General features: G+C 51.0%; 15 protein-coding genes. 5 read left to right on the top strand and 10 right to left on the bottom strand.

The features are described 5' to 3' along the window. Positions 1 to 4: 4 nt before the first annotated feature. The gene (gene folE2 / locus LLU09_RS07495) at positions 5 to 883 is read left to right on the top strand and encodes a GTP cyclohydrolase FolE2 (RefSeq protein WP_228311206.1); all 879 of its coding nucleotides are present in this window, start codon (positions 5 to 7) and stop codon (positions 881 to 883) included. Positions 884 to 999: 116 nt separating this feature from the next. Here folE2 and LLU09_RS07490 read toward each other — a convergent pair whose 3' ends face one another. The 3 genes from LLU09_RS07490 to LLU09_RS07480 all read right to left on the bottom strand — a co-directional run bounded on the left by LLU09_RS07490 (position 1,000) and on the right by LLU09_RS07480 (position 4,886). Further along, positions 1,000 to 2,022, bottom strand: a complete 1,023-nt coding sequence (locus LLU09_RS07490) for a hemolysin family protein (RefSeq protein WP_228311205.1) — start codon at positions 2,020 to 2,022, stop codon at positions 1,000 to 1,002. Beyond that, the gene (locus tag LLU09_RS07485) at positions 2,015 to 3,424 is read right to left on the bottom strand and encodes a hemolysin family protein (RefSeq protein ID WP_228311204.1); all 1,410 of its coding nucleotides are present in this window, start codon (positions 3,422 to 3,424) and stop codon (positions 2,015 to 2,017) included. The genes LLU09_RS07490 and LLU09_RS07485 overlap by 8 nt, the downstream gene beginning before the upstream one ends. Before the next feature lie 196 nt (positions 3,425 to 3,620). Then, positions 3,621 to 4,886, bottom strand: a complete 1,266-nt coding sequence (locus LLU09_RS07480) for a helix-turn-helix domain-containing protein (RefSeq protein WP_228311203.1) — start codon at positions 4,884 to 4,886, stop codon at positions 3,621 to 3,623. Positions 4,887 to 4,995: 109 nt separating this feature from the next. Between LLU09_RS07480 and LLU09_RS07475 the strand changes: the two genes are divergently transcribed. Beyond that, complete coding sequence (locus tag LLU09_RS07475; protein ID WP_228311202.1) at positions 4,996 to 6,351, top strand: MFS transporter; 1,356 nt, start codon at positions 4,996 to 4,998, stop codon at positions 6,349 to 6,351. A 108-nt stretch (positions 6,352 to 6,459) separates the two neighbouring features. Here the strand turns inward: LLU09_RS07475 and LLU09_RS07470 are convergent, their stop codons facing one another. The 5 genes from LLU09_RS07470 to LLU09_RS07450 all read right to left on the bottom strand — a co-directional run bounded on the left by LLU09_RS07470 (position 6,460) and on the right by LLU09_RS07450 (position 10,787). Then, complete coding sequence (locus LLU09_RS07470; RefSeq protein ID WP_228311201.1) at positions 6,460 to 7,365, bottom strand: Cof-type HAD-IIB family hydrolase; 906 nt, start codon at positions 7,363 to 7,365, stop codon at positions 6,460 to 6,462. A 62-nt stretch (positions 7,366 to 7,427) separates the two neighbouring features. Beyond that, complete coding sequence (tadA, locus tag LLU09_RS07465) at positions 7,428 to 7,886, bottom strand: tRNA adenosine(34) deaminase TadA (RefSeq protein WP_228311200.1); 459 nt, start codon at positions 7,884 to 7,886, stop codon at positions 7,428 to 7,430. Next, positions 7,879 to 8,595 (bottom strand): HAD family hydrolase, encoded by a 717-nt coding sequence (locus tag LLU09_RS07460; protein ID WP_228311199.1) that lies wholly within the window; start codon positions 8,593 to 8,595, stop codon positions 7,879 to 7,881. The genes tadA and LLU09_RS07460 overlap by 8 nt, the downstream gene beginning before the upstream one ends. A gap of 44 nt (positions 8,596 to 8,639) precedes the next feature. After that, complete coding sequence (locus LLU09_RS07455; protein ID WP_040106269.1) at positions 8,640 to 9,581, bottom strand: L-threonine 3-dehydrogenase; 942 nt, start codon at positions 9,579 to 9,581, stop codon at positions 8,640 to 8,642. Positions 9,582 to 9,596: 15 nt separating this feature from the next. Then, positions 9,597 to 10,787 carry a glycine C-acetyltransferase gene (locus tag LLU09_RS07450; RefSeq protein WP_040106270.1) on the bottom strand — a complete coding sequence of 397 codons (1,191 nt, stop codon included), beginning with the start codon at positions 10,785 to 10,787 and terminating at the stop codon, positions 9,597 to 9,599. 136 nt (positions 10,788 to 10,923) lie between these two features. Here LLU09_RS07450 and LLU09_RS07445 point away from each other — a divergent pair, with 136 nt between their 5' ends. Genes LLU09_RS07445 through LLU09_RS07435 form a run of 3 tightly spaced genes read left to right on the top strand, consistent with a single transcriptional unit; the run spans position 10,924 to position 14,440 of the window. Further along, a complete protein-coding gene (locus LLU09_RS07445; RefSeq protein WP_094906137.1) occupies positions 10,924 to 12,096 on the top strand; it encodes an amidohydrolase in 1,173 nt (390 codons plus the stop codon). After that, on the top strand, positions 12,087 to 13,277 hold the full coding sequence (locus LLU09_RS07440) for a M20 metallopeptidase family protein (protein WP_228311198.1): 1,191 nt from the start codon (positions 12,087 to 12,089) through the stop codon (positions 13,275 to 13,277). The genes LLU09_RS07445 and LLU09_RS07440 overlap by 10 nt, the downstream gene beginning before the upstream one ends. Continuing rightward, a complete protein-coding gene (locus LLU09_RS07435) occupies positions 13,274 to 14,440 on the top strand; it encodes a M20 metallopeptidase family protein (protein ID WP_228311197.1) in 1,167 nt (388 codons plus the stop codon). Before LLU09_RS07440 ends, LLU09_RS07435 begins: the two co-directional genes overlap by 4 nt. 91 nt (positions 14,441 to 14,531) lie before the next feature. Here LLU09_RS07435 and tuf read toward each other — a convergent pair whose 3' ends face one another. Both tuf and fusA read right to left on the bottom strand, forming a co-directional pair. Beyond that, positions 14,532 to 15,719: an elongation factor Tu gene (gene tuf / locus LLU09_RS07430; protein WP_228311196.1), complete on the bottom strand. Its 1,188-nt coding sequence runs from the start codon at positions 15,717 to 15,719 to the stop codon at positions 14,532 to 14,534. Between the two features lie 126 nt (positions 15,720 to 15,845). Further along, positions 15,846 to 17,927 (bottom strand): elongation factor G, encoded by a 2,082-nt coding sequence (gene fusA, locus LLU09_RS07425; RefSeq protein WP_228311195.1) that lies wholly within the window; start codon positions 17,925 to 17,927, stop codon positions 15,846 to 15,848. Positions 17,928 to 17,964: the final 37 nt, after the last annotated feature.

The following is a 17,964-nucleotide window of genomic DNA, read 5'->3' as shown; positions in this document are numbered from 1 at the left end:
ACACATGGAACAATTGGATCTTAGTACTAGAGAGGCACGTTTCAGACACTTCGGATCCGTCGATCCGATCGAAGGCACGAAACCCGTAGAAAAGGAAATGATGGTGGATCTGCAGAGTTCGAAGAAAGATTTCCTTTTCGAAGTCGATTCCGTCGGCATCAACAACCTGAGCTATCCCGTAGTCATCGGCGGCTTCCAGTCCGTCGGCACCTTTGAACTTGCCACCAGCTTGAGAAGGAACGAAAAAGGCATCAACATGAGCCGCATCCTTGAATCCTTGGAGACCGAGAATGACGGCGGCGTACCGCTCACTTTCGATACATTGGAAAATGTCCTTCAAATATTGCGCGTACGCATGCACCAGGACGAAGCTGAAGTCACGGGAGCGGGGAAATGGTATTTCTCAAAACCAAGCCCTCATACGATGCTCAGCGGTATGGCCCATGCAGACGTCGAGTACTCCATGAGGATTTCCGAATCCGGCGTCGAGCATAAGCAGCTTGGAATGACGGCGATGGTTACAACGCTCTGCCCATGCTCGAAGGAAATCAGCGAATACAGTGCACACAACCAGCGCGGGTACGTGAAGGTGATGCTTGATATCGATCCGGATGCGGAACTTCCGGAAGACCATAAGGAGCAGCTGTACGGACTCCTTGAAATCAATGCATCCTCCCAGCTCTACCCGATATTGAAGCGTACAGACGAGAAGATGGTCACAGAACGTGCTTATGAAAATCCGCGCTTCGTCGAAGACCTCATCCGCCTCATCGCCTATGATCTTGTCGAACTCGACTGGGTCAAAGGCTTCGAGCTCGAATGCCGCAACGAAGAAAGCATCCACCAGCATGATGCCTTCAGCAGAATGTCATACCAGAAATAAGTTTCCCCGTCCCCGTCACACGACGGTTATGGGATATCAAATAGAAATAGAGGCCAGCGCACATGCGCTGGCCTTTATTTTTGATGTATCCTTCCTTTTTAGCACAAGGACACGAACTATTGTTGCCTACCTTCTGCAGCCGGCAGGATATTATCCAATGCATCATTGATGGTCATGATTCCAATGAACTTCGAACCATCCATTATTACTGCCAGTTGCTCACTCGACTGCCGCATGCGCCTCAGCCCTTCATGCACCAGCGTACCCGATTCAAGTATAAAAGCGGGGCGTGCAATTTCTTTCACTGGACGCTCCTCCGCTTCCAGCAACGTATCCCTTACGTGTACTACAAGGGGGGCCTCCTCTTCGTCCCCCATTACAAGAATGCGCTTATGGCCGGACTGCGCTGTTGCCTTCTGGAGCTCACGGACTGTTGCGTCAGAAGGAACGGCTGTCGGCTGCCTTCCGTCCGCAACCAGATCATCCACTTTCAAGGTTTCAAGGTCCAACGCGCCTGATATCGGAGTGCGCATTGATGCATCGAGCGTCCCCACCTGTGCAGAATGCTCTACGAGATGGCGTATTGTTGCAGCATTCTGCCCACCGACGGCTGCACTTTCAACCGGTTCCACCCCTGAAAGCTTGACGAGACGGTTGGCAATGTCATTGACCCATTTCAGAAGGGGCCTGAAGACCCAAATGAATGCACGGGCTGGCGGGCTGACCATGATCGCCGATTTCTCCGGATGGGCGATGGCCCATGATTTTGGCGCCATTTCACCAACCACCAGGTGCAGGAATGTAACGACCAGCAGAGAAAGAAAGAACGATGTGCCATCTGCCAGCCAATAGGGAAGTCCGATTCCTGCAAACAACGGGGAAAGCCAGGAATCCACTGCCGGTTTGGTCACGGCACCAAGTGCGAAAGTACACGCCGTTATACCGAGTTGTGCACCAGCGAGCATTACAGTAAGCTCGTTCACGGATTTCAATGCAGCGCGGGCGCCACGGCTCGTGACGGCTGTCTCTTCAAGCCTATGCCGGCGGGCGCCCAGGAGGGCAAACTCGATGATTACAAAAAATGCCGTCAAGGCGATCAGTACTGCTGTCACTATCAGAACAACCCATGGGTTAGTCATCTCTGTCACTCCTCTGCTGCTTGAGTGCGGATGAAGCTGCATCCGCTTCGTCACTTTCCAACACATGGAGGGTCAGTGACACAGAAGTGGGAACATGCTTATCCACTTCCTTCACCTCTGCCACGAGGTAGCGTCGGATAGGGTCATCGTGTATGAAATCGGCTGGATCTATCGGCAGCTCAATATTCACGACTTCCCCCACATCCGGCAGGTTGCCGAAATGCGCAATGACCATACCTGCGATGGTTTCATAATCGCCTACCGGCAGCTGATGGCCAATCTCGCGTTCCGCTTCGTCTATATGAATATCTCCATTCATCTGCCAATTATTTTCCTCCTCAGTCTCTACGGCTGGAGGCACTTCATCATCGTGTTCATCCGTAATTTCGCCCACCAGCTCCTCGGAGAGGTCCTCCAATGTTATGATGCCGATAAAACCTCCGTACTCATCGATGACGCAGGCAAGATCATTTTCGGTCTCAACCATATTGGAACGTGCTTCGGGCAGTGCCATCAGAGTCGGAACAACGAGCGGCGGCTGCATGATTCCAGTTACCGGGGCATCGTCAGATGCATTCCCCAATATATCGGTGAGATGCACAACCCCGACTGGCTCATCCTCATCATTGATGACGGGATAACGCGTATGTGCTTCCGCCATCATCGAACGTACCTGGCCGATCGATGTATCCGGCCCAACTATATCCGTCCGTGAACGGGGGACCATGGCGTGGTCGACATCCTGCTGCGGAAAATCAAGGATGCGGTCGAGCATCATCGACAGCCCTTCAGGCAGGTCACCGCTTTCCCTGGAATCTGCAACAATATGTTCAAGATCACGTGCTGTCGCACTGCTGTCGACATCATGCACCGGTTCAATCCTGAAAAGTCTAAGTACACTATTGGCTGACCAGTCGAAGAATTTTATCAGCCAGCCGAAAACTGCAAGATAGATATTCGTCGAGCGGGCAAGGTTCCGTGCCAATGGTTCTGGGTTCGCAATGGCGAGGTTCTTTGGATACAGCTCACCAAAGATCATCTGTACGATCGTGGACAGAGCCAAAGCTGCCACAGTACCCACTGAGATGCTCACAGCAGGCGGCACACCGACGCCCCCGAGCAGAATCCCCAGGCTTTGTCCGACAAGGGGCTCTGCCACATAACCGATGAGCAGTCCCGTCACTGTGATGCCCAGCTGCGCACCGGACAACATGAAGGACGTACGTTTTGTAACGGTCAGAGCACTTTCGGCCGCCTTGTCTCCCTGATCGGCCAACGCCCCCAGCCTCGAACGGTCGACAGACATGTAGGCGAACTCCTGGGCGACAAAGTAGCCATTGGCTACAATTATCGCGAAGATCACTACAATGCCGAGGAGCAGGATCAACACTGCAGTCAGCATGGGCGTTCCACCTCCTGCCGCCATGATTGTATATGGAAGTATGGTACCCGTCGTACGATTTCCTTCATTGAATCTCCTCCGCTTTAAAAACTTCAATATTATCAGACTACCCGGAATTTCAGCATGAAAACAAGTGCATATTTCCTGCCATCTTACTTGAATACTACAAACCGAAATCCGAAACCATGCTCTTATATCACTTTTCCTTCGGCACCATACCCCGGTTTCCCTCAAAAATGATGTCCCGTATCATGGAGAATTCCTTCGTGAAGACGGAATGCTTTATATCCTCGATCGTCTCTTCTATCCTCTCGAATGCCTCTCTGGCCTGCCGCCTCTCTCCAAGATGGTGCAGGCTGAGCGGGTAGATGCACGAGCGGGTGGCCATGATGATGCGGTCGATCGGGTGCTGCGCGGCCGAACGGATGTACATTCCTTCCTTATAGTTCTCAACTACCGTCCTGTAGTCCTTTTTGAAATAGGCCATTTCGAGCAGGAACAAAGGATGGTAGAACGCCATATTGCTGGACTGTATATTGTCAGCTTCGTGATGTGCTTCGATCTTCCTGACATATGCCTCATATAGATCGGCGCGCTGCTTCGTATCCTCAACCAGTACATGGAAGACCGTGATGGGATGGTCTGCATCAATCAGTTCGAGCTCATATTTCTCCTGGCTGTTGAATTGAAGGTACTGTTTCAGGCGTTCCTCATACTTCCCATGGTTCTCCATATCCCCCTCGAGCCCATAATAGTAACCGAGTATCATATTGGCCGAAAAGAAGTATTTGAAGTTCTCCATATCATAGGACAGCCCAATCACTCTATTGGCGAGAGGGATGCACTCCCCCATATCGACCGGGACGGAAAAGATGGCCTTCAGATAGACGTATTCCAATTCGAGATGCGGGTCATACGCCTTGAATTCCATGACCTCCGCTTCAGAATCGACCAGCCGGTTGTAGGCTTCCGTATAGTCCTGGCTGTACATGAGGGAGATGGCATCGTTCAGCCTGTTCTTCACGACGAGATGCTCTATGCCGATGCGCCTGTAGAAGTTGCCGATTTTTTCCGTATATTCATCGGCAGTCGCATGCTCCCCCTTATACCTGTAGTAGATGCGGATGATGTTGTACAGGTCCATCCCCTTGCTGCTCTGCGAAACACGGTCCAGGTAGGGGAGAATATTCTTTTCTATATGCTCGAAAGGGAATGAGAAGTAATGGCTGAAATCGGCTTCGGCCAACATCTGCCGCGTCCACTCCTCATCTCCTTCACGGGTGAGGTAGCCGATTGAGACATCGAGCTTCTTCGCAATATGGGAGAGCGTCGTCATGGAAGGCTGTGACTTGTCATTTTCTATAAGGCTCAGCATACCCTTGGTGATTTTGCCGCCTGCCAGATCCACCAGCGTCATATCCCTTTCTTTCCGCAACTGTCTGATGCGTTTTCCCAAAGTCATAATCTCATCTCCATATTTCTTTAGTTTAATTATATTAAACTTTTAATTGACAAGCAACCATTCCGGCATTATAATAAGTTTAATTAAATTAAACAAATGGGGTGAGGAAATGGTTTTTGATAAAAAGGTGCCTTTGCAGGAACGTCTCAACTTCATTGTCTACGCCTTGAGCCGCTTTGTCCTGAGCGTCGGGAAATATATCTACCTGTTCGCCGTGAGCTACTACATCCTGTATGAAACAGGATCGGCACTCTACTTCTCGGTCAACATGGCGATCAGCATTGCCACCACTGTACTCCTGCTGCCATTTTCCGGCGTCTTGAGCGACTTCGGAAATAAGAGGAGGATCATCATTACAGGCGAGACCATGAACAGCATCATACTCCTTGGCTTCTTCCTCTACACGATGATATATGACGTCACCCTGCTGGCCATCTACACGGTCACATTCCTGACTTCAATGATCGAGCCATTCATCTCCAATGCCTTTCAGGCTGCCATGACCGAACTCTTCCATAAGGACAGGATACAGAAGGTGATGGGGTACACTTCTGCCATCCTCTCATCGACGGTCATCCTCGGCCCCATCCTTGGCGGTGCACTGTTCGGACTGCTGAGTTTCAATCACATCATCATGATCTTCCTCATCGCCTACATCATTTCCGCCGCCCTCGATTTCCTTATGGACTTCAAGCTCCACTCCACCAAAGTGGAGAATGTGGAAAATAATGATGAGGGCGGAGGGATGGACAGATTCAAACGCGACATCAGCCAAGGCTTCATTTTCATTGCGGGGAATGAAGTATTCAAATCCCTTCTGCTCATCGGTGCACTGATCAACTTCATGGCGGGCGTCATAACGATCTTCCCGGAGAAGATGATGATCCATGAGCTGTCACTGCAGCCTGGGACGGTCGGCATCATCAATGCGATCGGCGGCCTGGGGGTGCTTGCCGGAGGCGTGGCGGTCGCCAGGATGAGAGGACTTGACCATCCCTTCCTCCTCATGAAGCGCGGGATGCTGACATTTGCCGGCCTGGTGGTCCTCTATCTTCTGCCGCTGTACCTCAATGGGGGCCTCATCTCCCACATACTCATCATCGGAAGTGTCGGAATCGGTATTGCCCTGGCGCTGCAGTTCATCAATATACCCATCAACCTCTTCGTCCAGCTCGTCACTCCGCAGCACGTCAAAGGACGGGTGTTTTCAGTCATGAACCTATGTTCCATGAGCATCATGCCGGTCGGCGCAATCTTCTATGGCTTCCTCTATGATTTTGAGCTCTACTGGCTGATCAATGCCGCCAGTGCAGTCCTGATGATTGCGGTAGTCCTGCTTTTCTTCAATGAAGGACTCCTCGCCAAGTCAAAAAGGATGTATATTGCTGCCAAGGCGGAGGGGGAGCTCGAGCGTGAGCCAGCAGAGGAAGCCGCCCATCCTGGAACCGACCTTCAGAGCATATAGAAAGGTACCCGCTTCCATAAATGGAAGCGGGTACCTTTGATGATGTTGCGGCAGCAATCGCCATTTATTATTCTGTTCCGTCACGAATAGAGGACGTCCCTCTCCATTCTATGATTCGGCCGATTCACCGGCCTGGGCTTCCTGTTTCTCTTCAAGTGAATGAAGCGCCTCTTCAATGGACAGCGCTACACCGTCCTCGATGTTGGTCGCAGTGACCTTGTCTGCGATGCCCTTCACTTCCGAAGCCGCATTGCCCATCGCAACCGCGGTGCCGACACGTTTGAGCATGGAAATGTCATTGAGGTTATCCCCCACTGCCATGATGTCCTTCATGTCGATGTCCATGATTTCTGCAATATGGGCAAGAGCAATCCCCTTCTGTGCATTTTCATGTGTCAATTCGATATTCCCTGCAGATGATGACGAGACGGCGAGGTTGCCGATTTCATTCAGTTCATTTTTAGCACGTACGAGTTTCGCACGGCTCGATGAAGAAGCAAGGAGCTTCAATATATTCTCGTCCTCACTTTCGAATATCGACCGGTAGTCATCCGTTTCTATCAGCGTTCCGCGTTCGAGCCTTTCCTCCATGAAGTTCCTGATCCGCTCCTCACTCGCAAGGTGGCCCATCTGGCCTGCAAGGTCCATGAATATCTCTATATCCCGCTCGACGCTTGAAGTGTAGATTGCACGGTCCGTATAGATCTGATAGAAGATATCCTCCGCACGGAACACATCTGCAACTTTATGGATCAGCTCTGTATTCAATGCATTGGTGAACAGGATTTCATGCGATTCATTGCGTACTTCGGCCCCATTCAGACAGATGTATGGCAATGGTGTCTCAAGCTCCCTGATGATGCCATGTGCTTCGTAGAATGCACGTCCTGTGGCTACAACGACCTGTACACCGCGTTCCATCGCCTTATTGATCGCCTCCATATTCCGGCGGCTGATATCATGATTGGGACCAAGCAGCGTCCCATCCATATCCAATGCGATTAGTTTGACCATAAGCCTTCTAAAACTCCCTCTATTAGTTTTACTTCATTTTATCAGAAAATTTAATCTACTGGCTATTTTTTTCTCTTTTCCCTCAACGCTCTGAAGAATGATTTTAACATCCCGCCGCACTCCGCTTCCAGGATTCCGCCTGTGACCGCTGCCCTGTGGTTGAAGCGTGGTTCCCCGAGAAGGTGCATCAGACTGTCCACCGTACCGCCCTTCAGATCTTTCGCTCCATAGACGACATGGGGGATGCGGCTCATCACGATGGCACCCGAGCACATGACGCACGGCTCCAGTGTGACATACAGCGTGCAGTCTTCCAGACGCCAGGATCCGACCACCTCGCTGGCCCGATTGATGGCGATGACTTCTGCGTGGGTCAACGGATTTTGTGACGTCTCCCTCAAGTTATGGCCTCTGGCGATGACCGCCCCATCATGGACGATGACCGCCCCGATCGGCACTTCACCAAGCGCTTCTGCCTTCTTCGCCTCTTCAATAGCCAGTTTCATGAACGTTTCATGCATCACTCCTGCCACCTTCAGCCATGATGAAGCGGCCATCCCGGATGATTTCGGTCACACTGTCGAGTATGATGTCAGCGCCTTCCATATCCTCCCTGCGGCTGGTCCCGCTGAGCACGCCTATGGTCCGCAGACCCTGTTCATAGCCAAGCATCGTATCCGCCCGGTTGTCCCCGATCATCACCATCTCCCTGAGGGTATAGTCATATCTATGGAACAACGGATTGAGGATGCGTATATCCGGCTTGTGGAACTCGGAATCATCCCCTGCGACCACATCGTGCACGACATCCTCCAGGGAGAACTTACGTACGAAATATTCCGTCGAGAGGCGGCTGTCGCTCGTCACTATGACATTCTTGTAGCCTTCCCCCGCCAGATGATGCAGTACATCCCCTGCGCCCTCAATCAGTTCCATGCTGTCGCGCAGTGAATCGAGGTTCTTTTCATAGAAGGCTTTCATCCATTCACCGCCACCCTTCTGGTAGCGTTCGAAATAATTCTGGATGGTCTCTCCTGTGCCGCTTGCGAGTATGGAGTTCGGTGCAATCTCCCCATCGATCAGGCCTAGCCTGTGCGCCAGCTCATCCTTGATGTCATGGCGGCCGAACTCCTGTGCAAATGCTTCAATGGACCGTTTTGCATAAGGGGTCCATACCTTCTGATAGTCCATCAGCGTCCCGTCTTTATCAAATAAAATTACACGCGTCATTTTGCCTCCCAATTAGAAAAATAAGAAGGCAAAACGCCTTCTCATTACTTATTTCGTATCGCTTCGAGCATGACTTCCGTCATCTTTTCAAGGTCGTACCGGGGATCGAATCCCCACTGGCGTTTTGCTTCGGTGGAATCTATTGCGTTCGGCCAGCTTTCTGCAATTCCCTGGCGTACCGGGTCCACATCGTAGTCCAGCTCGAAATCGGGAATATGCTTCCTGATTTCATTCGCCACCATCTCAGGGTTGATGCTCATGGCACTGACATTGAATGCATTGCGGTCCTTGAGCTGTCCAGGGTCCGCTTCCATCAATTTGATGATTGCATCAATCGCATCATCCATATACATCATGTCCATGTTGGTGCTCTTGTCTATGAATGAAGTGTAGCGTCCATTCCTGAGTGCTTCAAAATAGATTTCAACAGCGTAGTCCGTCGTACCGCCGCCTGGCTCCTTTACGTGCGAGATCAGGCCCGGGAAACGGACCCCCCGCGTATCCACGCCGAACTTCTCATGGTAATAGTCGCACAGCAGCTCGCCTGCCACCTTGTTTACCCCATACATGGTGGTCGGCCGCTGTATGGTGACCTGAGGTGTATTCTCCTTCGGTGTCGACGGGCCGAATGCCCCGATTGAACTTGGGGTGAAGAACTTCAGGCCGAATTCCCGGGCGGTTTCCAGTGCATTCACCAGACCGCCCATATTGATTTCCCATGCAAACTGGGGATTCTTTTCCGCAGTCGCACTCAACAATGAGGCCATATGCATCATCGTATCAGGCTTGAATTCGGAAACCAGTGCCTTCATCCGTTCCTGATCCCTGACATCCAGCACTTCAAAGGGCTTCCCCTTGAGCGCTTCCCCTTCAGGCTCCTTGATATCAGTCGGCAAAACATTCTCTTCCCCATACTTTTCCCTTAGTTTCAGGGTGAGCTCCGTGCCGATCTGGCCGAGCGCACCCGTTATGATAATTCGCTCCATTGCTGTACTCCTTATTTATGAGATTACGTTCAATTCCTTGCCGATCTTTTCGTAGACCGCAAGCGCCTCATCCAGCATTTCCTTCGTGTGCGCCGCAGTCGGCATATTCCTTACCCGGCCTGCCCCTTTCGGAACCGTCGGGAAGACGATGGATTTCGCATAGACGCCCTCTTCCATCAGACGCTTCGAGAACTCCTGCGTCGTCTTTTCATCCCCTATGATGCAAGGCGTTATCGGAGTTTCTGAATTGCCGATATCAAAGCCGAGCTTCTTCAGACCTTCCTTCAGGTAATCGCCGTTCTCCCATACTCTGTCATGCAGCTCTGTAGAAGCCATCAGCATGCGGACCGCTTCAGTAATTGCGCGCGTATCCCCTGGAGTCAGTGATGTGGAGAACAGGAATGGACGTGCCGCCACCTTCAGGTAGTCGATCAGGTCCTGGCTGCCGGCCACATAACCGCCGACGACGCCGATCGCTTTCGACAGTGTACCCATCTGGATATCGATATCCTTCTCCAGACCGAAATGCTTAACTGTGCCGGCTCCTTTGCCCATGACGCCTGAACCATGTGCGTCGTCGACATATGTGATCAGGTCGAATTCCTTTGCGATTTCGACGATTTCAGGCAGCAGTGCAACATCCCCATCCATGGAGAAGACGCCGTCGGTGATATACATGACTTTCCTGTACTGGCCGGACTCCACCGCTTCCTTCGCCTTACTGCGGAGATCCTCCATATCAGAGTGATTGACACGGATGATCTTCGCACGGGACAGGCGGCATCCGTCAATGATGGATGCATGGTTCAGTTCATCGGATAGGATGGCGTCCTCCTTGCCCATGACGGCCTGTATGGCAGCCATGTTGCAGTTGAATCCGGACTGGAATGCAACAGCCGCTTCCGTCCCTTTGAATTTGGCTAGCGTCTCCTCGAGTTCCACGTGCAGATCAAGTGTTCCATTGATTGTACGTACAGCTCCTGCCCCCACCCCATGGGAGTCGATCGCTTCCTTCGCCACCTTCTTTAATGTCTCGTCTGTTGCCAGACCCAGATAGTTGTTGGAAGACAGGTTGATCAATTTTTTCCCCTCAATCGTGATTTCAGGACCATTCGCGCCCTCTACGACATTGATCTCATTATAAAGCCCATTTTCCTTGAGTTCCTGCAGATTCGATGCAAGATATTCGTCCAAAATTTTAGACATTGTCTATCTCCTCCTCTTTCCCATATCATATCACAAGTGGAACTTCACTTAGAATTGAAAACATGGGTTTTATTATGTTTATAAAAGTGCGAAAATTTGATAAAATTATGTAATATAATTTATGGAGGCGAATTAAATGACGATAGATGAAATCGCAAAAACCATACTCCCTGATATGGTCGAAAACAGACGATATATGCACATGCATCCTGAAGTTTCATTTCAGGAGGATGAGACGTATCAATACATACTGGAACGCCTGAAACGCTACCCGGGCGTTACGGTCCGGGAAGGTGTCGGCGGACGCGGCCTGCTTGCCACAATCGGTGATGCGCCCCATCCCCACATCGCCATCCGTGCAGACTTTGATGCACTGCCGATCCATGATGAGAAGGATGTGCCATACAGGTCGACGGTCGATGGTGTGATGCATGCATGCGGACACGATGCCCATACAAGCACCCTCCTCGCCTTGCTGGAACTAGTACACAGGAATCGTGAAGATCTCAAGGGCAGTGTTTCCTTCATCTTCCAGTTCGCTGAAGAAGTGCAGCCAGGCGGCGCGATTTCGATGGTGGAGGACGGTGTGCTTGAAGGCATCGACAAAGTCTACGGGCAGCACTACTGGAGCCAATACCCGACCCATCAGATCAAGACGAAGCCGGGACCGGTCATCTCGAGCCCCGATATGTTCACGATCCGTATACAGGGCAGGGGCGGACATGCCGCAAAGCCCCAGAATTCGGTCGACCCGGTCGTCATCGCCGCAGAACTCATCACAAATCTGCAGACTGCGGTCTCAAGACAGGTTTCCCCACTGGATAATGCAGTCGTGACCGTCGGCAAAGTACGGGCCGGTGATGCTTTCAATGTCATACCGGATTCTGCCGAACTCATAGGGACTGTACGGACATTCGATCACACTGTAAAGGAGCGGATCCGCGACATCTTCCATCAGGAGGCCCAACTGACCGCTGAAAAACGGGGGGCGACAGCAGAAGTCGACTATAATTTCGGCTATCCTGCAGTCGTCAATCATGAATCGGAAGCCTCAGTGATCCAGCAGGCAGCTGAAGCACTCGGATTCGACTTCGAGGAGGCCAAACCACTGATGATCGGGGAGGATTTCTCCTATTACATCAATGAACGGCCCGGCGCGTTCTTCTTCACCGGATCCGGAAACTCCGGAAAGCACAGCGACTATGTGCATCATCACCCGAAATTCGACATGGACGAAGATGCCATGCAAAGCGGCCTTTCCATGTTCATGAAAATACTTGAAATCGAGCAGGTGATCGAATGGAAATAGCAATGATAGAACGTCTGACGGAAACCCACTACAATGAGATGGTGCGTCTGCGCCGCCATTTCCACATGTATCCCGAACTTTCATTCCATGAGGTCCAGACGCCCGCATATATTGCCGAATACCTGCGGGAACTGGGCCTCGATGTGCAGGAAGGCGTCGGTGGACGCGGTGTCGTCGGCAGGCTGATCACCGACCCTTCCCTGCCTACTGTAGCACTGCGGGCTGATTTCGACGCCCTTCCCATCCAGGACCAGAAGGATGTGCCGTACAGGTCCACTGTCCCCGGAGTCATGCATGCATGCGGACACGATGCCCACACGGCTGTGCTGCTCACTGTGGCACGCATCCTCTCGGAGAATAGGGAGCATCTGAAGGGTAACGTGGTCTTCATCCACCAGCATGCCGAAGAAGTGGATCCCGGCGGCGCCATACAGATGATTGCCGATGGATGTCTGGAAGATGTCGATGTCATTTTCGGACAGCATGTCACCAGCAGTCTTGATGTCGGCACCATCGGATATAAATACGGCACGGCCACAGGCATGCCTGATGATTTCACCATAAAAATACACGGACGCGGAGGACATGCCTCAAAACCGCATGTGGCCACCGACCCCGTGGCAGCGGCGATCTCTTTCTGCAATCAGCTGCAGTACATCGTCACCCGCAAATCGAAACCGATGGAACCGGTCGTCCTGTCCATCACGATGTTCAACGGCGGACACCAGCATAACATCATCCCGGACGAGGTCGAAGTCGGAGGGACCATCCGCACCTTCAATGCCGAGACGCAGAATGTCATGATCACAGAGCTGAAGAAGTGTCTCGAAGGGCTGGTCACCACTACAGGCATCTCCTATGACCTTGATTACATGAAGGGGTATCCGCCTGTAGTAAATACGACTGATGAGACGGATCTTGTACTGGCGGCGGCAAAGCAGGTCTCCACCGTGAAGGAAGTCCAGGAGCTGGAACCGGACCTCGGCGGCGAGGACTTCTCCTACTACCTGCAGCGTGTGCCCGGCACCTTCTACTACACCGGGACACGGAACCCCAACTTCAAAGCGGACTACCCGCATCATCATGGCAAATTCGACATTGATGAAAAGGGCCTGACGAACGCAGTGTCCGTCATGCTGAAATCCGTATTCAACTATCTGGAAAAGGAGTCTTACGAATGATGGACCTGACCAATGAAATAGAACAGCACTATGAGGATATGGTCGCCATACGCCGCCATATGCACATGCACCCTGAAGTATCGTTTGAAGAGGAGAATACGAAACGTTATATATATGAACAGATCAGGGACCTCGGCTTTGATATCCGTCAGGATGTAGGCGGTAATGGCATTGTCGCGCGTCTCCATGTAAATGACGACTATAAGACGGTCGGACTGCGCGCCGACTTCGATGCCCTGCCCATCCAGGACGAAAAGGATGTCCCCTACAGATCGACCAACCCGGGTGTGATGCATGCTTGCGGCCATGATGCCCACACGGCGATGCTGATTACAGCAGCCCGCATACTGGCCGCACACAAAGAGGAACTCCCCGTCAACGTGGTCCTCATCCACCAGCATGCAGAAGAGCTGCTTCCTGGAGGCGCAAAAGCGATGATTGAGGACGGAGCCTTGGAAGATGTCGATTATGTATTCGGAACGCACGTCTCCAGCCTCTATCCCGTCGGCACCCTCTCATATACCTATGACTATGCATTTGCGAGTGCCGATGCATTTTCTATCGAGATAGAAGGACGGGGCGGCCATGGCGCTGAGCCTCATGAGGCAATCGATCCTGTTGTTGCTGCAGCCTCCCTCATCCAGCAGATGCAGAGCATCGTCTCAAGAACCATAGATCCGCTGAAATCTGCTGTCGTCACCGTATCTACCTTCAATGGAGGGTCCTCCTTCAATGTCATTCCAAATACCGTTGAAATCAGCGGTACAATCAGGACCTTCGAAAAGGAAGTCAAAGAAAGGGTACGGCAGCGCATGGAAGGCATCATCCGCGGGATTGAGTCGAGCTTCGACGTCAAATGCCATCTCAAATACACAGATGGCTATCCTTCACTGCTCAATGACAATGATCAGCTAGACCACACATTGAATGTATTGAAGGATGCCAGCTACGTTAAGACCTGTGAGGAGAACCCACCATCCATGGGGGGAGAAGACTTCTCCTACTTCCTGCAGGAAAGGCCGGGATGCTACTTCTATACAGGAGTAAGAAACACAGATATCGGTGCCGACCGCCCCCATCATCATCCGCTATTCGATATTGATGAGCGCGGCATGAAAGCCGGTGTCGAAGCACTCATAAGGATAGTGACTGGGTTTGAATAGTAGAATAAAGGCGTCCTCAGTTTGAGGACGCCTTTATTTGCCACAAAAAAAGAGCCGGGGTTCCCCGGCTCTTCCTTCCAATGAAATTGGATTATTTGATGATGTCAGTTACAACACCTGATCCAACAGTACGTCCACCTTCACGGATGGAGAAACGTGTACCGTCTTCGATAGCGATTGGAGAAATGAGTTGAACTGTCATTTCAACGTTGTCGCCAGGCATAACCATTTCAGTACCTTCAGGAAGGTTTACTACACCAGTTACGTCCGTAGTACGGAAGTAGAACTGTGGGCGGTAATTGTTGAAGAATGGAGTGTGACGTCCACCTTCTTCTTTTGAAAGTACATAAACTTCTGCTTTGAACTCTGTGTGTGGAGTGATGGATCCAGGCGCAGCAAGTACTTGGCCACGTTGGATGTCGTCACGGGATACACCACGGAGAAGTGCACCGATGTTGTCGCCAGCTTCAGCATAATCAAGAAGCTTACGGAACATTTCAACACCTGTAACAGTTGTTTTGGAGGACTCTTCAGCAAGACCGATGATTTCAACTTCGTCACCGACTTTGATTTGTCCACGGTCAACACGGCCTGTTGCAACTGTACCGCGGCCAGTGATGGAGAATACGTCCTCTACTGGCATCATGAATGGCTTGTCGGAGTCACGCTCTGGAGTTGGGATATAGTCATCCACTGCCTGCATGAGTTCAAGAATTTTATCTTCGTACTCTTCGTCGCCTTCAAGTGCTTTGAGGGCAGAACCAGCGATTACTGGGATGTCATCGCCAGGGAAGTCGTATTCGGAAAGCAGTTCACGCACTTCCATTTCTACGAGTTCAAGAAGCTCTTCGTCGTCTACCATGTCAACTTTGTTGAGGAATACAACAAGCGCAGGTACGCCAACGTTTTTGGAGAGCAGGATGTGCTCACGTGTTTGTGGCATTGGACCGTCTGCTGCAGAAACAACGAGGATACCGCCGTCCATTTGAGCTGCACCAGTGATCATGTTTTTAACGTAGTCAGCGTGTCCTGGGCAGTCAACGTGCGCATAGTGACGCTTTTCAGTTTCATACTCGATGTGGGAAGTGTTGATTGTGATTCCACGTTCTTTTTCTTCTGGTGCGTTGTCGATCATGTCATAGCTCTGAGCTTCACCTGGACCTCTTTTAGCAAGAACAGTCGCGATAGCAGCTGTCAGAGTTGTTTTACCATGGTCAACGTGACCAATTGTACCAATATTGGCATGTGTTTTGGAACGGTCGAATTTTTCTTTTGCCATTTCGTATACCTCTCCTTAAATAAAGTTATTGTTTGTTTTATATTGAAACTCGGAGCGGGCTGCACCCGCCCGAGGTGTTTCTAAATCACTTATAAATGATTCAAGCCTAAAAATCAAGCGGGCTGATTATTCACCTTTGTTTTTCTTGATGATTTCTTCAGAGATTGATTTCGGCACTTCTTCATAGTGATCGAATGTCATTGTATAAGTTCCGCGGCCTTGCGTGTTTGAACGCAGGTTGGTCGCATATCCGAACATTTCGGACAGTGGAACGAATGCGTTGACGACTTGGGCGTTACCGCGTGCAGCCATACCTTCGACACGGCCACGACGGCTTGTAACGTCACCCATGATGTCTCCCATGTACTCTTCAGGCATTACGATTTCAACCTTCATCATCGGCTCAAGGATTACAGGGTCACAAACCTTGGCAGCTTCTTTGAGTGCCAGGGATGCAGCCACCTTGAAGGCCATCTCAGAGGAGTCGACATCGTGGTAGGAACCATCGAAGAGTTTCGCTTTGACGTCTACCATAGGGTAGCCGGCAAGCACACCGTTTTCCATGGCATCCCTGATACCTGCTTCTACGGATGGGATATATTCACGTGGTACCACACCACCGACGATTGCGTTTTCGAACTCGAAACCGCCACCGACTTCGTTAGGTGTGAATTCAACATGAACGTCACCGTATTGGCCGCGGCCGCCGGATTGACGTGTGAATTTACCTTGTACAGAAGCCTGCTTCTTGAATGTTTCACGGTAGGATACCATTGGTGCACCTACGTTACAGTCAACTTTGAATTCACGCTTCATACGGTCGACAAGGATGTCGAGGTGAAGCTCACCCATACCACCGATGATGACCTGTCCAGTCTCATTATCAGTGTGGGCTGTGAATGTAGGGTCCTCTTCCTGAAGCTTGACGAGGGCGTTGGACATCTTGTCCTGGTCAGCTTTGGATTTCGGTTCTACAGACAGGTGGATAACCGGTTCAGGGAAGTCCATGGACTCAAGAATAACTTGATTCTTTTCATCACACAGCGTATCTCCTGTACCAGTATCTTTGAGTCCGATTGCTGCTGCGATATCTCCAGAGTAGACTGTGGAGATCTCCTGACGGGAGTTCGCATGCATCTGCAGGATACGTCCGACACGCTCACGCTTGTCTTTCGTAGTATTCCTGATGTAGGAACCTGCGTCCAGTGTACCGGAGTACACACGGAAGAAAGTAAGTTTACCCACGAACGGGTCTGTCATTACTTTGAATGCAAGTGCAGCAAATGGTTCGGAATCATCCGGCTTCGCAATGATTTCCGCATCTTCGTCACCTTTTTTGTGTCCAACGATAGGTTTTACATCAAGTGGTGATGGCAGATAGTCGATTGTTGCATTAAGGAGCAGTTGTACCCCTTTGTTCTTGAAGGCTGTACCGCACATTACAGGGTAGAACTCGACATCACATGTCGCCTGGCGGATTGCAGCTTTGAGTTCTGCAACTGAAATTTCTTCTCCACCCAGGTATTTTTCCATGACGTCTTCATTCACGTCAGCGAGGCCTTCAATCAGGCTTTCTCTGAGTTCTTCCGCTTTGTCCTGGTAGTCAGCCGGTATTTCGATTTCGTCGATTTCCGTACCCAGGTCGTTGTTGTACTTGAATGCCTTCATTTCTACCAGATCGATGATGCCATTGAAGTCATCTTCAGCACCAATCGGCAGCTGGATCGGGTGGGCATTCGCCTGCAGTCGGTCTCTGAGGGTACTTACTGAATATTCGAAGTCCGCACCGACTTTGTCCATCTTGTTGATGAATACAACACGTGGAACGCCGTATGTCGTAGCCTGTCTCCAGACTGTTTCAGTCTGCGGCTCGACACCTGATTGGGCATCAAGAACTGTTACTGCACCATCAAGTACACGGAGGGACCGTTCAACTTCTACAGTGAAGTCTACGTGTCCAGGTGTATCGATGATGTTGACGCGGTGACCGTCCCACTGCGCTGTTGTGGCAGCGGATGTGATCGTGATTCCACGTTCCTGTTCCTGCTCCATCCAGTCCATCTGGGATGCACCTTCGTGAGTTTCACCAATCTTGTGGATGCGGCCTGTATAATAAAGAATACGTTCAGTCGTCGTCGTCTTACCAGCATCGATGTGGGCCATGATACCGATATTACGCGTTTTATCTAAAGAGAATTCTCTTGCCATTTGTATCCTTTTCTCCTTCCAGGAATGGGATGAAATT

It is taken from the genome of Salinicoccus sp. RF5 (genome assembly GCF_020786625.1).
Classification (GTDB): domain Bacteria; phylum Bacillota; class Bacilli; order Staphylococcales; family Salinicoccaceae; genus Salinicoccus.
The sequence above is the reverse complement of the archived record's forward strand: the minus strand, read 5'-3'. Positions and strand labels throughout refer to the sequence as shown.